The organism is Rhizobium hidalgonense (assembly GCF_005862185.2).
GTDB classification, from domain to species: Bacteria; Pseudomonadota; Alphaproteobacteria; order Rhizobiales; family Rhizobiaceae; genus Rhizobium; species Rhizobium hidalgonense.
In genome coordinates this window covers 1114337-1133777 of record NZ_CP054027.1, presented here as the reverse complement: position 1 = coordinate 1133777, position 19441 = coordinate 1114337, and the positions used below count along the sequence as shown (strand labels likewise).

Annotated in this window: 14 protein-coding genes, 1 tRNA gene and 1 pseudogene; 12 read left to right on the top strand and 4 right to left on the bottom strand. The window is 57.0% G+C overall.

What is annotated here, in order from left to right:
• Window positions 1-35 precede the first annotated feature (35 nt).
• The 7 genes from xylF (at window position 36) to FFM81_RS05265 (ending at window position 8293) form a co-directional block, all read left to right on the top strand.
• On the top strand, window positions 36-1076 hold the full coding sequence (xylF, locus tag FFM81_RS05295) for a D-xylose ABC transporter substrate-binding protein (RefSeq protein ID WP_003565756.1): 1041 nt from the start codon (window positions 36-38) through the stop codon (window positions 1074-1076).
• Between the two features lie 264 nt (window positions 1077-1340).
• Complete coding sequence (locus FFM81_RS05290; protein WP_025416809.1) at window positions 1341-2654, top strand: sugar ABC transporter permease; 1314 nt, start codon at window positions 1341-1343, stop codon at window positions 2652-2654.
• Window positions 2655-2668: 14 nt separating this feature from the next.
• The gene (locus FFM81_RS05285) at window positions 2669-3451 is read left to right on the top strand and encodes an ATP-binding cassette domain-containing protein (RefSeq protein ID WP_003565759.1); all 783 of its coding nucleotides are present in this window, start codon (window positions 2669-2671) and stop codon (window positions 3449-3451) included.
• Window positions 3452-3655: 204 nt separating this feature from the next.
• Window positions 3656-3729 (top strand) — tRNA-Arg (locus tag FFM81_RS05280).
• A gap of 621 nt (window positions 3730-4350) precedes the next feature.
• The gene (locus FFM81_RS05275) at window positions 4351-5724 is read left to right on the top strand and encodes a protein kinase domain-containing protein (RefSeq protein WP_138384938.1); all 1374 of its coding nucleotides are present in this window, start codon (window positions 4351-4353) and stop codon (window positions 5722-5724) included.
• Window positions 5725-5726: 2 nt separating this feature from the next.
• Window positions 5727-6893 (top strand): AAA family ATPase, encoded by a 1167-nt coding sequence (locus FFM81_RS05270; protein ID WP_138384937.1) that lies wholly within the window; start codon window positions 5727-5729, stop codon window positions 6891-6893.
• Window positions 6893-8293 carry a hypothetical protein gene (locus FFM81_RS05265; RefSeq protein ID WP_138384936.1) on the top strand — a complete coding sequence of 467 codons (1401 nt, stop codon included), beginning with the start codon at window positions 6893-6895 and terminating at the stop codon, window positions 8291-8293. The genes FFM81_RS05270 and FFM81_RS05265 overlap by 1 nt, the downstream gene beginning before the upstream one ends.
• Before the next feature lie 277 nt (window positions 8294-8570).
• On the opposite strand, the gene FFM81_RS05260 is transcribed toward FFM81_RS05265, so the two are convergent.
• On the bottom strand, window positions 8571-9383 hold the full coding sequence (locus tag FFM81_RS05260) for a putative phage abortive infection protein (RefSeq protein WP_138384935.1): 813 nt from the start codon (window positions 9381-9383) through the stop codon (window positions 8571-8573).
• 175 nt (window positions 9384-9558) lie between these two features.
• Here FFM81_RS05260 and FFM81_RS05255 point away from each other — a divergent pair, with 175 nt between their 5' ends.
• The 3 genes from FFM81_RS05255 (at window position 9559) to leuS (ending at window position 14119) form a co-directional block, all read left to right on the top strand.
• Window positions 9559-10200 (top strand): hypothetical protein, encoded by a 642-nt coding sequence (locus FFM81_RS05255; RefSeq protein WP_138384934.1) that lies wholly within the window; start codon window positions 9559-9561, stop codon window positions 10198-10200.
• Window positions 10201-10204: 4 nt separating this feature from the next.
• Window positions 10205-11260 (top strand): helix-turn-helix domain-containing protein, encoded by a 1056-nt coding sequence (locus FFM81_RS05250; RefSeq protein ID WP_138384933.1) that lies wholly within the window; start codon window positions 10205-10207, stop codon window positions 11258-11260.
• Window positions 11261-11593: 333 nt separating this feature from the next.
• Window positions 11594-14119 (top strand): leucine--tRNA ligase, encoded by a 2526-nt coding sequence (gene leuS, locus FFM81_RS05245; RefSeq protein WP_138384932.1) that lies wholly within the window; start codon window positions 11594-11596, stop codon window positions 14117-14119.
• A 264-nt stretch (window positions 14120-14383) separates the two neighbouring features.
• On the opposite strand, the gene FFM81_RS33315 is transcribed toward leuS, so the two are convergent.
• Entirely contained in the window at window positions 14384-14629 is a 246-nt protein-coding gene (locus tag FFM81_RS33315; protein WP_375165025.1) for an HNH endonuclease, read from the bottom strand.
• A 435-nt stretch (window positions 14630-15064) separates the two neighbouring features.
• Between FFM81_RS33315 and FFM81_RS05235 the strand changes: the two genes are divergently transcribed.
• Complete coding sequence (locus tag FFM81_RS05235) at window positions 15065-16441, top strand: peptidoglycan L,D-endopeptidase MepK (RefSeq protein WP_138384931.1); 1377 nt, start codon at window positions 15065-15067, stop codon at window positions 16439-16441.
• Window positions 16442-16667: 226 nt separating this feature from the next.
• Here FFM81_RS05235 and FFM81_RS05230 read toward each other — a convergent pair whose 3' ends face one another.
• Complete coding sequence (locus FFM81_RS05230; RefSeq protein ID WP_138384930.1) at window positions 16668-17606, bottom strand: sialate O-acetylesterase; 939 nt, start codon at window positions 17604-17606, stop codon at window positions 16668-16670.
• 157 nt (window positions 17607-17763) lie between these two features.
• Here FFM81_RS05230 and FFM81_RS32630 point away from each other — a divergent pair.
• Window positions 17764-17868 (top strand): annotated as a pseudogene (locus FFM81_RS32630) (SOS response-associated peptidase); the annotation flags it as partial.
• A 383-nt stretch (window positions 17869-18251) separates the two neighbouring features.
• Here the strand turns inward: FFM81_RS32630 and FFM81_RS05225 are convergent.
• A complete protein-coding gene (locus FFM81_RS05225) occupies window positions 18252-19190 on the bottom strand; it encodes a sialate O-acetylesterase (RefSeq protein ID WP_138385012.1) in 939 nt (312 codons plus the stop codon).
• Between the last annotated feature and the right edge of the window lie 251 nt (window positions 19191-19441).

Genomic DNA, 19441 nt, shown 5'->3' with positions numbered 1-19441 from the left:
GGCTGGGCCGGTCGCAACTCACTCGGGAGGACATTATGAAGTCTATTTTGAAATTGATGGCAGGCGCGGCCATTCTCGTTTCCGTGCATACCGCGGCCATGGCTGCCGATCTCGTCGTCGGCGTTTCCTGGTCGAACTTCCAGGAAGAACGCTGGAAGACCGACGAAGCCGCCATCAAGAAGGCTCTCGAAGCCAAGGGCGCCAAGTATATTTCCGCTGACGCGCAGTCCTCGGCCGCCAAGCAGCTGACCGACGTCGAATCGCTGATCTCGCAGGGCGCCAACGCACTGATCATTCTTGCCCAGGATTCCGACGCTATCGGCCCGGCGATCGAAAAGGCCGCTGCCGAAGGCATCCCGGTCGTCGGTTACGACCGCCTGATCGAAAATCCGGCTGCCTTCTACATCACCTTCGACAACAAGGAAGTCGGCCGCCTGCAGGCCGAGGGCGTCTTCAAGGCCAAGCCGGAAGGCAATTACGTCTTCATCAAGGGTTCGTCTTCCGACCCGAATGCCGACTTCCTGTTCTCGGGCCAGCAGGAAGTGCTGAAGGCTGCGATCGACGCCGGCAAGATCAAGAATGTCGGCGAAGCCTATACCGACGGCTGGCTGCCGGAGAACGCCCAGCGCAACATGGAGCAGTTCCTGACCGCCAACAACAACAAGGTTGACGCCGTCGTCGCCTCCAATGACGGCACGGCCGGCGGCGCGATCGCAGCGCTCGACGCCCAGGGCCTCGCCGGCTCCGTTCCGGTTTCCGGCCAGGACGGCGACAAGGCGGCGCTGAACCGCATCGCGCTCGGCACGCAGACGGTTTCCGTCTGGAAGGACAGCCGCGAACTCGGCAAGCGCGCCGCTGAAATCGCTCTCGACCTCGCCGGCGGCAAGGACATGAGCAAGGTGGACGGCGCTCAGGCCTTCAAGGGCGGCCCGAAGGGCGTGGAAATGCAGTCGGTCTTCCTGAAGCCGCTGGCGATCACCAAGGAAAACCTCAACGTCGTCATCGACGCCGGCTGGATCTCCAAGGCTGAAGCCTGCCAGGGCGTCAAGGCCGACACCGTCGCTGCCTGCAAGTAAGCCAGCGTTGAACCAGAATAACCGGCGCCGCAGCGGAACACCGCTGCGGCGCCGGATGCGGATGAGAATTCCAGAGATGCAGTTTTCTCCGCCTCGCCGCACCATCGCGGACTTGCATTCCCTGCCGGAAGAGCGTCGCGTCGCCACGCGACCGGCTTCCGGAAGCGTTGCGATGGTCAGTTGAAGAACAGACTGATGACGCCATTGGCAGCCCTTCGCACGCCGGCGCGTCCGTCCAAACAAGAATGGGGGAACGGCAAACCCATGGCCGAAATGGTAAAATCCACAACATCGAGCGGACCGCGAACGGCGGACGCCAGCCCGGTCACCCGCTTCTTCCGGGCGACCGAGATCGACACGCGGCTGCTCGGCATGATCGGCGCGCTGGTCATCATCTGGATCGGCTTCCACATCATCACCGGCGGCCTGTTCCTGACCCCGCGCAATCTCTGGAACCTCTCTGTCCAGACGACCGATATCGCGATCATGACGACGGGCATGGTGCTGATCATCGTCACCCGCAACATCGACCTTTCGGTCGGATCCGTGCTCGGCCTCTGCGGCATGATCATGGGCGTGACCCAGGCGAAGATCCTGCCGGAATATATCGGCTTCGACAGCCCGTTCACCTGGGTGATCACGCTGCTCATCGGCATCATTGCCGGCGCGCTGATCGGCACCTTCCAGGGCATGATCATCGCCTTCCTCAACGTTCCCTCCTTCATCGTCACCCTCGGCGGCCTGCTCGTCTGGCGCGGTGCGACCTGGCTCGTCACCAGCGGCCAGACGGTTGCCCCGATGGACCAGACTTTCCGCATCATGGGCGGCGGCGCCGAGGGCTCGATCGGCGCCACCTGGAGCTGGGTGGTCGGCATCGCCGCCTGCCTCTTCGTCATCGCCAGCATCATCGGCTCGCGTCATCAGCGCCGCCGCTTCGGCTTTCCGCGCCGGCCGATCTGGGCGGAATATTTCCTCGCCATCCTCAGCTGCTTCCTGATCCTCGGGGCCGTCTCGATCGCCAACAGCTATTACTGGCCGATCAACATCGCCAAGAAATATGCCGAGACCAACAATATCCCTTGGCCGGAAACCGGCCTCGATATTCCCTATGGCATCGCCGTGCCGGTGCTGATCGCCATCGTCGTCGGCATCATCATGACCTTCATCGCCACAAGGCTGCGCTTCGGCCGCTATGTCTTCGCGATCGGCGGCAACCCCGAGGCGGCCGAGCTTGCCGGCATCAAGACCCGCTGGGTGACGGTGCGCATCTTCGCGCTGATGGGAATTTTGGCTGCGATCGCAGCGGCGATTTCCACCGCCCGCCTTAACGCCGCAACGAACTCGCAGGGCACGCTCGACGAGCTCTACACCATCGCCGCCGCCGTGATCGGCGGAACGTCGCTGGCAGGCGGCACCGGCACCATCGCCGGCGCCATGCTCGGCGCGCTCGTCATGCAGTCGCTGCAATCGGGCATGGTGCTGGCGCATGTCGACACACCGCTGCAGAGCGTCGTCGTCGGCACCGTCCTTGTCGTGGCGGTCTGGCTCGACACCGTCTACCGCGCCCGTGCCAAGTGAGAGGAGCTAAAGATATGGCTGATCAACGCACTCCCCTCGTGGAACTGAAAAACATCTCGATCTCCTTCGGCGGCATCCACGCCGTCGACAACGCCTCGGTCGATCTATACCCCGGCGAAGTGGTGGCCCTGCTCGGCCATAACGGCGCCGGCAAATCGACGCTGATCAAGATTCTCTCCGGCGCCTACAAGCGCGATGGCGGCGAGATCCTGATCAACGGCGAGCCGGCCGACATCCGCAATCCGCGCGATGCCAAGAAATACGGGATCGAGACGATCTACCAGACGCTTGCCGTCGCCGACAATGTCGACGCCGCCGCCAACCTCTATCTCGGCCGCGAGCTGAAAACCCGTTGGGGCACGCTCGACGACGTGGCGATGGAAGCCTCGGCGCGCGAGGTGATGGGGCGGCTCAACCCCAACTTCAAGCGCTTCAAGGAGCCGGTCAAGGCGCTTTCCGGCGGCCAGCGGCAATCGGTGGCGATCGCCCGCGCCATCCTCTTCAACGCCCGCATTCTGATCATGGACGAGCCGACGGCGGCCCTTGGGCCCCAGGAGACGGCACAGGTGGGCGAGCTGATCAAGCAGCTGAAGAAGGAAGGCATCGGCATCTTCCTCATTAGCCACGACATCCACGACGTCTTCGACCTCGCCGACCGCGTCTCGGTGATGAAGAACGGCCAGCTCGTGGGCCACGCCCGCACCGAGGATGTGACCAAGGACGAGGTGCTGGGGATGATCATCCTCGGCAAGGTGCCGCCGAAAGCCATCCCCGGCCCCGGCGCCATGCAGATCTGAGCGCCGCAGGCGCCCTCCCCCAGACAACCAAGCTCCGCCGCCCGCAAGGCCGGCGGAGTTTTTTATCCGTTCACACAGGCTGACGGATAAAAACACGTGCCAAACCGCAAGCATCGGTATTTCTGAGAATTTCGCGATTGAAGCCGGCCGCAAGCTAGGCTAAGAACCACCCATCGGACAGGCGATTCAAACCGCCTCAGGCATGCACCCGTAGCTCAGCTGGATAGAGTGTTGGATTCCGATTCCAAAGGTCACAGGTTCGAATCCTGTCGGGTGCGGTTCCCAACTTACTAATTTTATTGATCTATCAGTTTTTGCTTACCCTTCTCTGATACGGCAATATGGCTAGCACAACGCTTACCGTCTCCGAAAAAACTCTTTGTTTTCAATGTCTGCGATTCGTCGCCGAGGCCGGTGTTAGCACAGTGTTAGCGCGAGCCACCCATACACCATTGGAAGAGTTGCCTCTTGTAGCGTCTCAAAGCCGACACTCCCTTCGTCCTTTTCCAGCGTGGCGGCACCAACTGGTCACGCGCTACAGCAATGCTGCAAATTGTATCCAAACTTTTGCAAGCTTCTTTTGGCCCGCGTCTTTTATATAAGATGCCGCTGAGTTCGGTTGTGTAGCGTTTGTTGAGTACTGAAATTACGCGAAGCTTGAGGCCCGGAAATCACCAGGCACCTTAGCGATGATAATATTTCCGATCCTAGTGAGTGGAATAAAGAATCAGGACGACTTCCCGACAGCCAGATATCACCATGCTCTCAAAGCGGTCTCCTTTGCCTTCGGGCGTCCGATCATAAAGCTGTCACTGTGGATAGCGAGAATAGAGCTTTGACGGGCTATTGCCAGCAGTCGATATTCTACTATTAATTGCAATAGGGTAATTCAATTGCGCATGGCGGTTACGACCTTGGATGAACAAGAAAACCTAGAGATCGCCAATCGTTGGTGCGCGAATAAGGGACCAGATTGGGAACTGCTGGATACGGCAGGACGAGGAGGCACTGCTCCGGTATTTACTGTCAAATCGCCGAACGGCCTCCTGGCGCTGAAGGTGCTCGACAAAGAATTCTCGGTTGGCGAGCGTGGTGCCGAGACTGAAAAGCGGATAGCCAAGCAAGTTGAAGTAATTGGCGATCACGACTGCCCATTCCTAGTCAAGATTTACGACGGTGGGAGGTTCGAAGATCGTTTATACATCTTGATGAACAAGGCTGAGGGAAGTGAACTTGCTAGCTGCCTGCCCTTGGTGCCTCGTAATAACATAGCGACAATCATCGATCAGGTTGCGCAGGCTTGCATTTTCCTCCGCGGCAGAGGGCTCTGCCATCGAGATATTAAATCGGCTAACATTTTCGTTTCCGATGATTTTTCTCACGCAACGTTGCTTGATGTCTCGGTAGCCCGGGAAATTCATGATCCAATGGGGCTGGGTACTGATCACGGCAATCAGTTACCGGTTGTGGCTACCTCACGTTATTCGCCCCCGGAATATCTGTTTCGCCTTCTACCTGCGAGCCCAGAACTGTGGCACGCAGTTGATATTTATCAGCTCGGAGGGCTGATACATGACCTTGTTATGAGGTCAGAGATGTTCGAGGCGGAATATCAGGCGTCGAGCACCAATCGCTACCGCTTTGCGTGGATCGTTGCTACCCAAACTCCTGTGATTTCAAGTGAAGATGTTGAGCCAAGCTTACTTTTGCTGGGACGGCGAGCTCTCGATAAGGATTGGAAGCGCAGGTCGGCACTAGCGCTGGAAGACTTCCAGCGCAGCAAGGAAAACCAGAAAAAGATTGGCCTCGCAGCTATTGGCTTTCTCCCTAAACGCTCAGCAGGCGACAACGCCGTAGAGCACCCAGCCCAATTGCGACAACAGGTTCTTGGCTACGCCCAGAATCTTGACGAACAAATTCGAGCTTACCAGCGAGACCTGGGCATTACCTCAATTCACAAAATAACGGCCGGACCACGGGAGCACGAACAGGTGCTTAATTTTGAGTGGGACTTGCCGGCGGGCGGGGACAGCGAGTTCCAGCATCTGCACCTACGATACCAAATCGCTCCTGTCGAAACACCGGAAGGATGGGCGATGGCCGCTACAGCTAGTCTATCTGGTCACATGGGCACTTCAAAGCGAAGCGTTGAGCTTGATCTTCCCGCAATTGCTTTTGCAGACAATACCGCAGACTTGATGTTCAGCACGTGTGTGGGGGCGGTCGGCGACCTAGCTGCAATGCTTGTAGGCGCAGACCTCGAAGGGAAATAGAGATGTCATTGTGGTGGGCGAAACGTGAACAACTCGATCTCGATCAAGTTCGCTTGATCGAGAATTTGGGATTGGAGGGTAATTATTTCGTGCCGGGCCCACCAGGGTCAGGAAAGACAAACGTCCTGCTGCGCCGAGCTCAATTCGTTCGCATGCAAGGAAAGCCAAATGTCCAGGTTCTCACGTTTACCCGAGCATTAGCCGAATTCCTGAGGACAGGATGCCTTGACGCAAATGGAGCAGAAATATTTCCTCCTTCGCTGGTGAATACGCTTGAAAGCTGGGTACGCGAAATCTATCGCAGCGAAAAAGCCGATATCCCTGATCATGGAGATTTTGCCGAAAGGAAGGTTCTTCTGGCGCGAGGCGCTTTGGATTTAATGACGCGCATCCGGCGACCTAAGCTGGACGTTTTATTCGTCGACGAGGTGCAGGATCTAATTCCTGAAGAAGTCGAGCTTCTGGCCGCCAGAGCCGATAAACTCTTCTTCGTTGGTGATGACAGGCAGAAAATCTATGAAGGAGCGGATGGTCTTGAAGCTGTCCGATCTCTCAATCCGATACCTGAAGAGCAAAGGTTGTCGTTTCATTACCGGCTAGCCCCGGAAATTTGCTCTATGGCAGATCGTATATTAAGCACTGGAACGGGGCGCACCCTCTCTGAAACCTGCCACTACGATGGGCCTCGCCCGGCGCGGATACTACCACATCAAAGCGATCGCGCTGGCCTCTTAGCGCAGTTAGTGCAAAGCTTAAAGACACAACTCAGAGCATACGGAGACCGAATAGCGGAAGGCGATCGCTTGGGGGTAGTTGTACCGCGACGAGACGATCGCGACGCAATAGCAAGTTCACTGGAGGCCGACCCGGACCTGCAGGACCGGTGGCAGATTGTCAGATCTAGGACGGGTGACACATCAGACCGAGACTACAATCCGGCATTGGATGCTGACCGTCCGATCTTGGTCATGACCGAGCAGGCCTGCAAAGGTCTTGAGTTCAGGGCGCTTCACTGGATGTTCGTTGATGATCTCGCTCATCACCGAACCGACGAACGCTATTACACCATTGTCACGCGTGCTAAGACGAGCCTCGACATCTATCACATTGGAGCGTTGCCGAACCAGATCGCTCGTTCGTATGCACCTCCGGCGGGGAGCCTATGGTAATGAGTTTGGACGAACTGTTTTTTTTTGTAGCCGAAGAAAATCAAGTCAACGATGTTGTAACAGGCCTTTATTCGGGCGCATCACAACCGTGGTCCTATCGTCAGTACTCAAAAATAGGGGGCAACGAAGTTGGCATCGTTGCCAAAGGAAACAGTCATTCAGACCATGTGCAGCCACTGGTTTTCGTGGTGCCAGAGGATGCCCAAAGGCGACTTTTCACGAGGTTTGCGAGCTTACGCAGCGAATTTTCGCCGCTGACCTCGTGGAGCCATATCGTAAATCGTCGTTTATTTGAGCATTTAGAGTCAACCAAAAGGGTTCCGTCCCTTTCTAACTTGGAAGCTAGCTGGAGTGGGCTGGTTGTCGCGGAAGCAGTTTTGTTATCGGGTCGGTCGCCAGATAAGCTTAAGATTGCAAGCTGCTTTGCGACAGCGACCTTTGCAGTTTCCCGTGCGTTTGCGCTGTGGCCAAGCTTGTCAGCTACCGAGGTTCGGGAGAAATATGATAGCTGTAACCGCCTTATCCGCGGAGGGGCAACGCCCAATCCGCAGGTAACGAAGCGTCTCGAACCGATATGGATGTCCTTGTTGGAAGCCGGGGAAGGTGCAGCATATCCAGTTAGCCGAACAACGAGCGCAATTCTGGCTCTCCGACAAGCGCGAGAGAACCGGTCTGATCGTGAGCACTTTTCACTTGCCGAGGTATTCGATAGCTGGCCCGACTTTTCTTTTCTAAGAGAGCTTGAAACACTCGGCCCTGAAGATCGAGTTCATCTATTTGACCATCTGATAAGGGAGCTAAGGTCGAGCGGGAAAGCGGGGGAACGGAGGGAACTCCTTGCGTTCGCGGCAGCGTATGTTGCAACCGTTGCCGCGGGGGGGACACCAAGTCTAGGCCTTGCCGAGCAAGTGTCGAATGATTGGCCTGAGGTTTTGGCTTGGGCGTATGTTATTGGCGGCATTGGCGAGCGCATAACGTGGACGTCTAGTTTCGCAGGGCTTGGCCGTTTAATCTGGCGTGAACTAACGCGTCCCCTCTATCTCGACGAGCCGCCTACATGTGATTTCGCTTTCGACGAAGCAATGTACCTTGTTGATCGGCAGCTTTCTGACCCGCTCGTGCACTTGAAGGTAAAGCAGCAGCGGCTCCTTTCAGTGGCCCTTTATCCTGGGGTTAACATTTCTGTTCCGTTGCCCGAGGCTGTCGAGCAAGCATCAAATTTGAATAGAGCAGGTACTCCTCCCAGGTCGTCGAGAGAACTGGATCAATTAGTCGACGCTCTTTGGCCTTTGATTGAAGATAGACTTGGCGCCGAAGGATATACCAGCACTGGTCAATCTGGACGCGGAAATGCCGCTCGAAAGAAGGCGGGGCAGCCTCGACTGCCTCTCGACAAATGAAGGCACGTAATTCAGCCATCCGTCTACCTCCCTACCGAAGTAGATTGGCAACGTCACGCATCCCGAGGATGCGATTGCTTTAACGCAGGGGTGTGCTACCAACTAGCAGTCGAAGCCCCTGTTGCCGCGGCGAAGCGCTTTAAACAACGCTTTACCCTTTTCAAGCCGGCGGCGCCATCTAGTCGGTGCGCTATTTTTGGCCATAGCCAAGCCAGCGCGGGGGGCCGAGAATCAATTAAGGCCGAATCACAAACCAGCCAACGTCGACAACCATCACTTACCGCAATAAGGACACACCATCCCTTCCTTCGAAAGCGGATGCTGGATAATAGGAGAGAAAAATATCCCTGCCGAATGCTTTTGGGAGATATTTCGGTATCTTAAATTCGATAAGCAGACTTCGAAAGCTGCCTGACACTGCCGCGAGGCCGTTATAGCAGCAAAGGGCAACTTCGTGGCTTGTCAGCTGGCTCCGGAGTAAATTGCCAAATCGATGCTTTTCATCGGGTGTAAGCTTAGTATCGGTCTTGATCCTGATCAGAATGGTGTAGAGGAGGCGGTAATATGGCGCAAATGTACTCTCGTATCGATTGTGCACGCATTGAAGATAGATGTCTGCGACTGATTCTGTCGTGAAATGATCTGCGTCCAGACGGTCGGCTTCCACCCAATATTTCATTTCGAACTGAGCACGTTTGAACGCTTCGGTACCGGTGACCCGATCACCGTAATTAGGTTCTTTTTCGCGAGAACTCCCTTTGTAATTGTCGCTGTAACGAAATTCGACATCGTCTCGCGCTTCGCGAAGAAGCCTTAGCAACTCGTAGAACGTGCGCTCAAACCGCTGCAAATGCTGGTCAGTGGCTGCATCATCGATCTGCTTCTGCTGTTGTCGTAATGTATAAAGTACTGCGACGAATGCGAGGGCCGAGAAAAGAGCATTAAGTGCGCCGAACGCGTCGCCCCATTGGCCCAAAATTTCTGGTTTCCAATCAAAGCCGATTACCGGCGCAATATAGGGCAGCATTGCCCATCCAAACCAAACGGTCAGAGCGGTGGCGCTAACGCCAACAACCAATAATCTTTGCATCTGAGTCCCTGTTTTTGACGACGGTTCAACATCGCCTTGAATAGGTCAAGTCTAAAATATGACGCCTGAAGGCGGTTACGCGGAAAACAACCGCTTTTCTGAATGGCCACTTTAAAAGTTGACGGCGATAATTTTTTCGAGCACAAATGAGGTCGAAAATATTATCGAGGCTCACATGGTCGCTATCCATCTTTACGTCGACGAAATTGAAATCAACACGCGCCTTTCGGCGTTTGATGTAACCCGCAAAGAGTTGATCAATGTCGTCAGGGAAGTTGTTGGTGCTCGAGCGGACGCCGTCGATGATGATCCGATAACCGCCGCTGGTTTGTTTGCCTACATTCATGGCACCCGCAATACTCGCGCGCTTTTTCGCTCCAAAGGCTGGCGGCACGAGCGCAGGGAAAACATCGAAGCGGTTAGGCACTTTGAGCGCAATCTCAAGGTGATCTATCAAAGCGTTGACGTGGCGTGTGACGAGAAACACGTGCCGCAGGCAATTTCCGGGAAAGGGAGCGGGGCAGAGCGGGCTATTGATCAGGCTCAGGGGAGCCTTTTCGCAGACGGCGAGCTTGACGCGGTGACGTTCCAGCCTGTAACGGCTGCGCCGTCCGGTGTTTGGTTTTTCTGCGTGTCCGTCAATGGGGAAGACGTACGTGCAGAACTTTCAAAGGCTGCTGGGGTTTCAAACGGAAATTTCCGGCAGTTTGAAGAACGTATTTTCATCATCCGCAAGGGTGAGTGGGAAAGTGTTCGTGTGAAGGGAGACATTGAGCCGGACGGTGTTGAGTTCGAACCCGTAATACGCCGCAAGTAGGAAAATGTTCAATTTCACAAGGTTGGAACTTGCTAGACAGCGGCGACGAGTGACGGCGAAGGCGTTGGCAGAATTGGCTGGCATCGCACCTGTCACGTTGTCTCGCATTGTCAACGCTCAGCAAACGCCTGACGACAGCACCGTAGATGCGTTGGCAAGGGCCTTGAAATATCCCCGTGATTTCTTCTTTCTCGATGATGTGAACCCTATTGATGTTCAGGCTGCCAGTTTTCGCAGCTTGACGTCAATGAGCGCAAGGGAACGGGATGCTGCTCTTTCGGCAGGCGTGTTGGCGTTTGCTGTATTGGAATGGGTCAAGCAAAGATACGATTTGCCACCCATCGATCTCATCGATCTCAGCCATGAGCGAGACCCCAGCAAAGCTTCACGTCTTTTAAGACAGCACTGGGCGATAGGTGAGAAGCCCATCAGCAATATGATCAAGTTGCTCGAGACCAAAGGCGTCAGGGTTTTTTCGCTCGCCGAGGAAACGAAAAAAGTTGATGCGTTTTCCTGCTGGCGTGACAACGAAGCCTTCGTGTTCTTGAACACCTTCAAATCGGCAGAACGAAGCCGCTTTGACGCCGCCCATGAGCTTGGGCATCTCGTAATGCACAAGCACGGAGGGCCGCAGGGGCGTGAGGCTGAAAACGAGGCGAACGCCTTTGCATCGGCATTTCTCATGCCGCATGACGATCTGGTTTCTCATGTTCCTTATGTGAGCAGTGTCGAGCAGATCATAAGAGCTAAGAAGCGTTGGGGCGTTGCTGCGGTTGCTCTTGCATATCGGCTGAATAAGCTGGGACGATTGACCGAGTGGCAATATGTCCAGATCAATCGCCGCTATCGGTCCGCTGAGCCGGATGGCTTACCCCACGAAAAATCCGCAGTGTGGGAAATGGTGCTTAAGGATCTGTGGAAGCAAGGCGTATCAAAAAATCATATTGCGCGTGATCTTTTCATACCCACTCAAGAGATTGAGGATTTACTCTTCGGGCTGACGATCGATCCATCACCGCCATTGCGCAACGACAGCAAAGAGCGGTTCCGCTTGCTCTAATTCGCAAGTCATTCAAGGAAGGGTCCGTTCCGGACATTGCAATTAAACTCAAAACGTCCAAGTTTCCTCCCAGCACCTCTGCAACACTAACCGCGCCGCCGGCGTCTGGACAGGAAAGCGGTTCCGTGGCATCAAAAAAGACATGAACGCTGCGCGCACCAACTCACAGCTCCTACTCGCCATCATTCCGATGGTGGGTTAGCACGCGCTTGCGTTTCTAAGATGCAGCAACCCGCCGAAGAGGCGGGTTTTTTTGTTGCCATTCCTCTTCGGTCAGAAATTCAGCTTCCGGCCCCGCCCGGACCCGTCCGAATAGACAGAAGGGAATTCGCAATGCCATATGACCCCAAGACGATCGAGCCGCGATGGCAACGATACTGGGAAGAAAGCCAGACGTTCAAAACCGAGGACGACACAAGCCGCCCGAAATATTATGTCCTTGATATGTTTCCCTATCCGTCCGGCGACGGCCTGCATGTAGGCCATCCCGAAGGCTATACCGCGACCGACGTGGTGGCTCGCTACAAGCGCATGATGGGCTTCAATGTCCTGCACCCCATGGGGTGGGATGCCTACGGGCTGCCCGCCGAGCGATACGCCGTGCGGACGGGCATTCATCCCGCAATCACCACGCGGAGCAATATCTCGAATTTCAGGCAGCAGGTCCGGCGTCTGGGCTTTTCTTACGATTGGAGTCGGGAGATTTCGACCACCGATCCCGAATTCGTTCGGTGGACGCAATGGATCTTCCTGCAAATGTATAAGGCCGGCTTGGCCTACCAGGCAGACGTTGCTGTCAACTGGTGCCCAGCACAAGGTACGGTGCTGGCCAACGAGGAAGTGAAGGATGGCCGCTACGTGGAAACCGGAGACCCGGTGGAACGTCGCACGATGCGCCAGTGGATGCTGAAAATCACCGCCTATGCCGACCGCCTGCTCGCGGATCTGGATGAACTGGACTGGCCGGAAGGCATCAAGGCGATGCAGCGCAACTGGATTGGAAGATCGGAAGGCGCTGAAGTGACTTTCGCCATCGAGGACAGAGAGAGTTCCATGACCGTATACACCACGCGTCCGGAAACGATCTTCGGCGCGACGTTCATCGTCCTGTCCCCCGAGCACCCTGCTATCGATGCCATCACTTCCGTCGGCCAACGCGAAGAGGTCGACGCCTACCGCACCCGCGCGGCGGCAATGAGTGCGATAGCGAAGTCGCAAGCCCAGTCCAAAAGCGGCGTATTCACCGGAGCGTATGCGATCAACCCGGCGAATGGTTCGCGGATACCGGTATGGGTCGCTGACTACGCACTGATGAACTACGGCACAGGGGCAATCATGGCCGTTCCCGCCCATGACGACCGCGACCGCGATTTCGCTGAGGAGTTCGGGCTGCCGGTCGTCGAAGTCGTGTCGGCATCCGGCTCCCTCTCCGGCGAAGTGCCGCCTGCCGCGTGGACGGGCGAAGGCTCGATGATCAACTCCGGGTTCATGGATGGAATGGAGACGAAGACGGCAAGAACGGCAGCGATCTCGTGGATGACCGCGCAAGGCGTTGGCGTGGGGCGCGTCGAGTACAAGCTGCGCGACTGGCTGTTCTCGCGGCAGAGATACTGGGGAGAACCCTTTCCTATTCTGCATGCCGCCGACGGCAGTATCGTGCCCCTGCCGGAAGACGCCCTGCCATTGCTGCCTCCCGAACTGGACGAATATAGGCCAACGCCGGACGGGGAGCCGCCGCTGGCACGGGCGGGCGATTGGGTTCGAACAGTCGATCCAAAGTCCGGCATGGAAGCTCTGCGGGAAACCAACACGATGCCCCAATGGGCGGGATCGTGCTGGTATTACCTGCGTTTTGCCGATCCTCGGAACGTGACCGCGCCGATCGATCCCGAGAAGGAGAAATACTGGCTGCCCGTCGACCTGTACGTCGGAGGAGCCGAGCATGCGGTGCTGCATCTGCTCTACGCGCGCTTCTGGCACAAAGTCCTGTTCGACATCGGCGTCGTGACGTCCAAAGAACCGTTCCGCAAGCTGTTTAACCAGGGAATGATCCTGGCCTTCAGCTACAAGGATGCGGCTGGAAGGTACTATCGCCCGGAGGACGCGGCCGAGCGCGACGGCCGCTGGTATGTCGGAGAAATCGAGGTCGAGCGCCAGGTCGAGAAGATGTCGAAGTCGAGGCTCAATGTCGTCAATCCTGACGAGGTTGTCGAACGATACGGCGCCGACGCCATGCGTCTGTATGAACTCTTCATGGGACCATTGGACGTTGCCAAGCCGTGGCAAATGTCCGGCGTGGCCGGGGTCAGCCGCTTCCTCCATCGCGTATGGCGGATCGCAATTGGAGAGGATGGCACGTTGTCGAGCAAGATTCTGGACGCGGAGCCGTCTCGAGAGATCGCGCGCGTTCTTCACAAAACGATCAAGGCTGTCGGCAACGACATCGAGGCCCTGCGTTTCAACACGGCGATCTCCAAGCTGATGGAGCTGTCAAACGCATTGACGGGTCTGGACATCAAGCCACGGCCAGCAGTCGAATCCTTCGTTCTGCTGCTGGCACCATTCGCGCCTCACATTGCCGAGGAACTCTGGCGAATGCTGGGGCATCCGCAAAGTCTGTCGCATGAACCCTGGCCGACATACGACCCCACTCTCGCCGACGATGGTATCCGCGAAATTATCGTCCAGGTGAACGGCAAGCTGCGGGGAAGGATTCAGGCCGCTCCGACGATCAGCGATGGCGAACTCGTGGCGCTGGCTGCGAGAGAAGCTGACGTTGCGGCGAGGCTCAAGGGGAAGACCGTGCTGAAGGAAATTGTCGTCCCCGGGCGTCTCGTCAACTTCGTGCTCGCCGACTAGCGAATGAACGATTAGCCGTCAGCTTTTAAGCGTTGAGGAGCTGCTTCGCCGTGGCCGAGCTCTTTCTGCGGTCAGCATTTGCAAGAGCATAGAGGCGTTTTAGCCCGCCTCCTCCTTGGCCCAACGATATATATCAAACATCGCGGCATCACACTGCTCGAGTAAGCTCACGTTAGCGCCTTCTTGTCCTCATCAGCGCTTGCGAGGGTCGATTTGTCCGCCGCTGGGGGTGCTCCGGCTCCTGCGAGGGCCATACTTCACATGCTATACGCACGTCGCGGCGCTAGTCGCCAAAGCTCGCATCAATCTAGCTTTGGTAGACAGCCAGGTCGGCTTGGCCTTCTTGGTCCGACGCTCCTGATTGCAGGCGAAACAAACAAGATGAAGATTTTCGAGGCAACTGTTTCCGCCCTGGCTTGCGGGCTTGATGTGATCCCATGTGGCCAAGTTTGAGACCGCGGCGAGCCTATTGCGTTTGCGATCCTTGTTATGAAATCCAGGAAAAACCATTGGGGCCTCGCAAATACCGCATTGCCCGCCCTGAAGCTCGAATGCTTGCCGCTTTCGGCGGTGTCTGTACTTCGCGAGTTTGCTCAAGCGTGATTGCCCTACTGCAATGCCTGGTTGATTTAGGAAAGCCGCAATTCGGACCGCTGTCAATTCTCCTTAATGGGTACTTCCCGGCGCACTGCAGTCGCCATCCCGGCTTTGTCGCATCCGGCACGGTCGGCCAGCGCCCTCCTCGTTGACCGGCGGAAAGGCCGATTTGTGCTTAGCGTCCGACGAATGGGTGCACCGTCCGATTACGCCTCGATGGCCCGCGCCCTCAACTTCACGGCACCTCCGCTTCTCCTCGTTAGCAATTTGTTGACCATAAGCTGGCTTTACTGGACCTGATGGATGCGGAGGTTTCCGCTCGTCGTCGAATGTTTGGTGTAGGACGGGTTGTTCGTGTTGAAGTATCCACTGCAGGGATTGTCGAGCGGAGCCTTGGGCGGAGTTGCCACGCTCCTGTCGCGAGCAAAACGCTTCGCAGCGCAGACCATTCTGCCAGCCCTGTTTGCGCTGCCGGCTCTTGTCGGCTCTGCATCCTTTGCCTCAGCGGAAGATCGTGCCCTAAAGCTGTTCTTTACCCATACGGGCGAGAGGGCGACGATTACCTACAAGCGGGACGGAAAGTTCGATCCCAAGGGCCTTGCCCAGATCAATCGGTTTCTGCGCGACTGGCGACGGAACGAGCCGACTCGGATGGATCCGCGGCTGCTCGACCTGGTCTGGGAGGTGTATAAGCGCAGCGGCGGCAAGGATTATATCCACATCGTCTCCGCCTATCGTTCGCCCGCGACCAACAACATGCTGCGCAACCGCTCGCGCAGCACCGGTGTCGCCAAGAAGAGCCAACACATGCTGGGCAAGGCGATGGATTTTTACGTGCCCGGCGTGAAGCTTGCGACGTTGCGGGCAACTGCCATGCAGATGCAGGTCGGCGGTGTCGGATATTATCCGACCTCGGGATCGCCCTTCGTGCATCTCGACGTCGGCAATGTCAGGGCCTGGCCGCGCATGTCGCGGCAGGAACTCGCGCGCATATTCCCCAATGGGCAGACGATGCATCTTCCGGCCGATGGCCGGCCGCTGCCGGGATACAATCAGGCGGTTGCGAGCTACAAGAAACGCGGCGCCGCCGCCTCGATCCAGATCGCCAGCAGCGCTGGAGAAGACGAAGATGTGGCGGGATCGAGCACGCCTGGCGGCAACACTGGAGATAGCAAGCTGGTGACGGCGCTGCTGCCGGCGCCGAAAAGCCGTGCCTTGAATGCGCTGGCGCAGCAGACCGGCGTGGTCGAGCGGGATGACAAGGGCCCGGCTGGTGATGTTCCAGCTTTCCCGGTTCCGATACCGGCGATGCGCCCGGTCCCCCTGGCGCATGATGCGGGCGCGGCCGACACACTGGTGACTGCGTCGATCGGCCCGACCGATGCCCTTCCGGAGAGACGGCCGCCTGTATTGCCGGCCCACGCCCGTTTCCATCCCCTCGTTGCCGCACAGGAGAGTTCCAGGCGGGGCGTCGATATGATCGCCTCGCTGCCGATGACCGCGTCCTGGGAAGAAGCGAGATTCTTTGGATCGACATCCCAAGCGGCGCTGATGAAATGGGCGCTGCATTCTCCCGGCAAGGCGATCGGGTTGAGCGCGCCTCGCGTCTCGCCCCGTACGGTTCATCGTCAGGCGAATGTCGCGACCCCAGGTGAGGCTGTCATTCCGGTCGCCGCCGCAGGACCATTCGATGCCAGCCGGTTTATCTCGCCTCCGGAGGGCTGACGTCCATCATCAGAGCTTGATCCGATGAGATCAGTAAGCCGGTCCTCTGCTTCCTTTTCAGTCGTCACGTCTGGCGGCGGATAGATCGGCGCGCTGGACGACATCATCTTCGCCACCGTCCACTTCGTCGGAGAGCGGGGTGAAATCAATGACAAGTGATAAGGGGCCGATACCCGACGGGGCCGGGGCCGAAGCATGCGAGGGTGCGAAACCGGTTCAGGCAAGACTATCGCGAGGCTTCCAGGCGGCCACCCCCGCGCAGAAGGTTCAGCCAGGCGCGCGACACTTTCTCCGCGCCAGTGCCCCCGAAATGGCAATCGTCGTAGCGATCATCTCCATCGAGCAACATGTCAGAATTTACGCCCTCTCGGATACCGTGGCCGCTTTTTGACAGGGCCAGTTGCGCCCGCACTATCGCATTGTCTGGAATATGCTCCTTGAAGCCGCCGTTGCTCGGTTCCAGACATTTCGATGCGGTCGAAATGTAAACGGGCGCCTCCACGCCGTGCTGACGCAGCGTGTCAACCATCGACATGAAACGTTGCTGATAGGCCTCCGCAGTGGTGCCCAGAACGAGGTCCGCCTCACCTTGCACCCAGAGGACGCTCGTTATCCGATAGTTGGAATCCTGAAGCTGTTTCATTGTATCGACCAGCACTGGATTGATGTCGCCGCCTGCCGCCCATCGTGCGACCTCGGATCCAGAATATGCGAGAGGCGCGAGAATGACGCTGTCATACTGTCCCGATGCAATCAAATTGTTCGCAAGGAGCGTCCAGTATTCTCCCTTGGTATCGGTCGATCCAAGAAGTGGCGACGCCGCGACGAAGCACCGTTTGTCAAAGGCGTTGACGACGCGAGCGCCATAATTCGACCTGTGTCGTTGTCCACCGTCATTGGCCGCGTTCGATTGGCCAAGAATGAGCAAGACAGCCGTTCGATCGGTTTGAGTGGGGCAGGTCACAGAGGTTTTTGATTCATCCCCGATGAGGCGTTCCTTGTCGTCGAAAGTATATCGGCTTGGGGCCGCCGGCTTCTCTCCAACAACCGTTTTCCTCAGCGCGGAAAGTTGTGGCCAAGGAAAGATCTCATGTCTCGCACTCATGCCGCCAAGGAAGTATATGGCGATTAAGGCGCCCCCGCATACTGCCAGCGTGTTACGCATCTCGTTACCCTTTACTCATCACACAATGACATGGAGCCTATTGGACTAATCAAGGCCGGTCCAGTTATGCAATAGGGGTAATCCAAGCATCACTCGATATTGACGTCATTCATCGAAGACACATATCGAAAGACTATGAGTGCAGACGGAGTTTCGCATGTGCCGCCGGATCTACATCGATCAAGCGTTTGACGAGATGGCAAGAAATTTCGCTTTCGCTGAGCGAGGTGACGTCGATGACTTGGGTGATCGCCTCCCCCGCGTAAAAACCGTGAGAAACCCTGGAGCTGGCATCATTGATCAAAATTGATCCAGCGCCGAACGGGTTCTGCAATTAGATTAGTAACTTAAGGCTAATTGAATAGCTTCAGAACCATGTCATTCTTCTGCATATCGCGTCCCCCGGTCGCGAAAACCCCTGATACAAAGTGCCCCGCAAACTCCGCGGGGCATTTTGCTTTTCTGATCACCGAAGCAGGAAATTCCGGGGCTGCAACCGCGCCGATCGCGGCAAACAGCCGCGGCCGGTCGCTCGGCAAATGGGCGCTGCATTCTCCCGGTGGGGCAATTGGATTGAGCGCGCCTCGTCTTTGCCCGGGGCCGAGGCCGAAGCGTGCGACGGTGCGAAAACCGGTTCAGGCAAGACTATCGCGAGGTTTCCAGGCGGCCGTCGCTGCGCAGAAGGTTCAGCCAGGCCTGCGACGCTTTCTCTCCGGCTGTGCCCCCGAAATGGCAATCGTCGTAGCGGTCGTCTCCATCGAGTAGCGCGTCGGAATTAACGCCCTCCCGGATACCGTGGCCGCTTTTTGACAGGGCCAGTTGGGCCCGTACTATCGCATTGTCCGGAATATGCTCCTTGAAGCCGCCATTGCTCGGTTCCAGGCATTTCGATGCGATCGAAATGTAAACGGGTGCTACGACGCCGTGCTGACGCAACGTGTCGACCATCGACATGAAATGATCCCGATAGGCCTCCGCGGTGGTGCCGATAACGAGATCCGCCTCTCCTTGCACCCAGAGGACGCTGGTTATGCGATAACCGGAATCCTGAAGCTGTTTCAGCGTATCGACCAGCACAGGATTGAGGTCACCGCCTGCCGCCCACCGGGCGACCGCAGATCCCGAATATGCGAGAGGTGCGAGGATGACGCTGTCATTTTGTCCCGATGCAATCAAATTGTTCCCGAGAAGCGTCCAGTACTCTCCCTTGGTATTGCTCGATCCAAGAAGGGGCGACGCCGCGATGAAGCACCGTTTGTCAAAGGCGTTGACAAGGCGAGCGCCGTAATTTGACCGGTGTCGCTGTCCACCGTAGTTGGCCGCGTTCGATTGGCCAAGAATGAGCAAGACAGCCGTTCGATCGGTTTGAACCGGGCAGGTCACAAGCGTTTTTGAGTCATCCCCGATGAGCCGTTCCTTGTCGTCGAAACTATATCGGCTTGGAGCCGCTGCCTTCTCTCCGCCAACCATTTTCTTCAGCGCGGAAAGTTGTGGCCAAGGAAAGATCTCATGTCTCGCGCTCATGCCGCCGAGAAGGTACATGGCGATCATGGCGGCCCCGCCGACTGCTAGCATTTTGCGCATGGCGTCACCTTTAATCATCATCCGATGACTAATCGAGGCTGGTCCAGCCACGAAGGTTCCTTTACACCAGCCATTTCTGCTTGCTCGGGCGTGATCTCACTGACTTCGTGGAGATCGACCCCGTCGCCACTCTCAACTATAGCCCGGACCAGCGATTGCAATTATCCGATTGGGTGAGAGATCCTGCCTGCTCGTAAGCAGCGTGCAGTAGCATGAAGAAAGTCCCGTTGCTCCAAGCGGAACTTTTGTGT

What these genes read in the sequence shown, in the direction of transcription:
- FFM81_RS05290 (WP_025416809.1), top strand. Translation starts at nt 1,341, where the DNA reads ATGGCCGAAATGGTAAAATCCACAACATCGAGCGGACCGCGAACGGCG.
- leuS (WP_138384932.1), top strand. Translation starts at nt 11,594, where the DNA reads ATGCCATATGACCCCAAGACGATCGAGCCGCGATGGCAACGATACTGG.
- FFM81_RS05250 (WP_138384933.1), top strand. Translation starts at nt 10,205, where the DNA reads ATGTTCAATTTCACAAGGTTGGAACTTGCTAGACAGCGGCGACGAGTG.
- FFM81_RS05260 (WP_138384935.1), bottom strand. Translation starts at nt 9,383, where the DNA reads ATGCAAAGATTATTGGTTGTTGGCGTTAGCGCCACCGCTCTGACCGTT.
- FFM81_RS05275 (WP_138384938.1), top strand. Translation starts at nt 4,351, where the DNA reads ATGGCGGTTACGACCTTGGATGAACAAGAAAACCTAGAGATCGCCAAT.
- FFM81_RS33315 (WP_375165025.1), bottom strand. Translation starts at nt 14,629, where the DNA reads ATGGTTTTTCCTGGATTTCATAACAAGGATCGCAAACGCAATAGGCTC.
- FFM81_RS05265 (WP_138384936.1), top strand. Translation starts at nt 6,893, where the DNA reads ATGAGTTTGGACGAACTGTTTTTTTTTGTAGCCGAAGAAAATCAAGTC.
- FFM81_RS05285 (WP_003565759.1), top strand. Translation starts at nt 2,669, where the DNA reads ATGGCTGATCAACGCACTCCCCTCGTGGAACTGAAAAACATCTCGATC.
- xylF (WP_003565756.1), top strand. Translation starts at nt 36, where the DNA reads ATGAAGTCTATTTTGAAATTGATGGCAGGCGCGGCCATTCTCGTTTCC.
- FFM81_RS05270 (WP_138384937.1), top strand. Translation starts at nt 5,727, where the DNA reads ATGTCATTGTGGTGGGCGAAACGTGAACAACTCGATCTCGATCAAGTT.
- FFM81_RS05255 (WP_138384934.1), top strand. Translation starts at nt 9,559, where the DNA reads ATGGTCGCTATCCATCTTTACGTCGACGAAATTGAAATCAACACGCGC.
- FFM81_RS05225 (WP_138385012.1), bottom strand. Translation starts at nt 19,190, where the DNA reads ATGCGCAAAATGCTAGCAGTCGGCGGGGCCGCCATGATCGCCATGTAC.
- FFM81_RS05230 (WP_138384930.1), bottom strand. Translation starts at nt 17,606, where the DNA reads ATGCGTAACACGCTGGCAGTATGCGGGGGCGCCTTAATCGCCATATAC.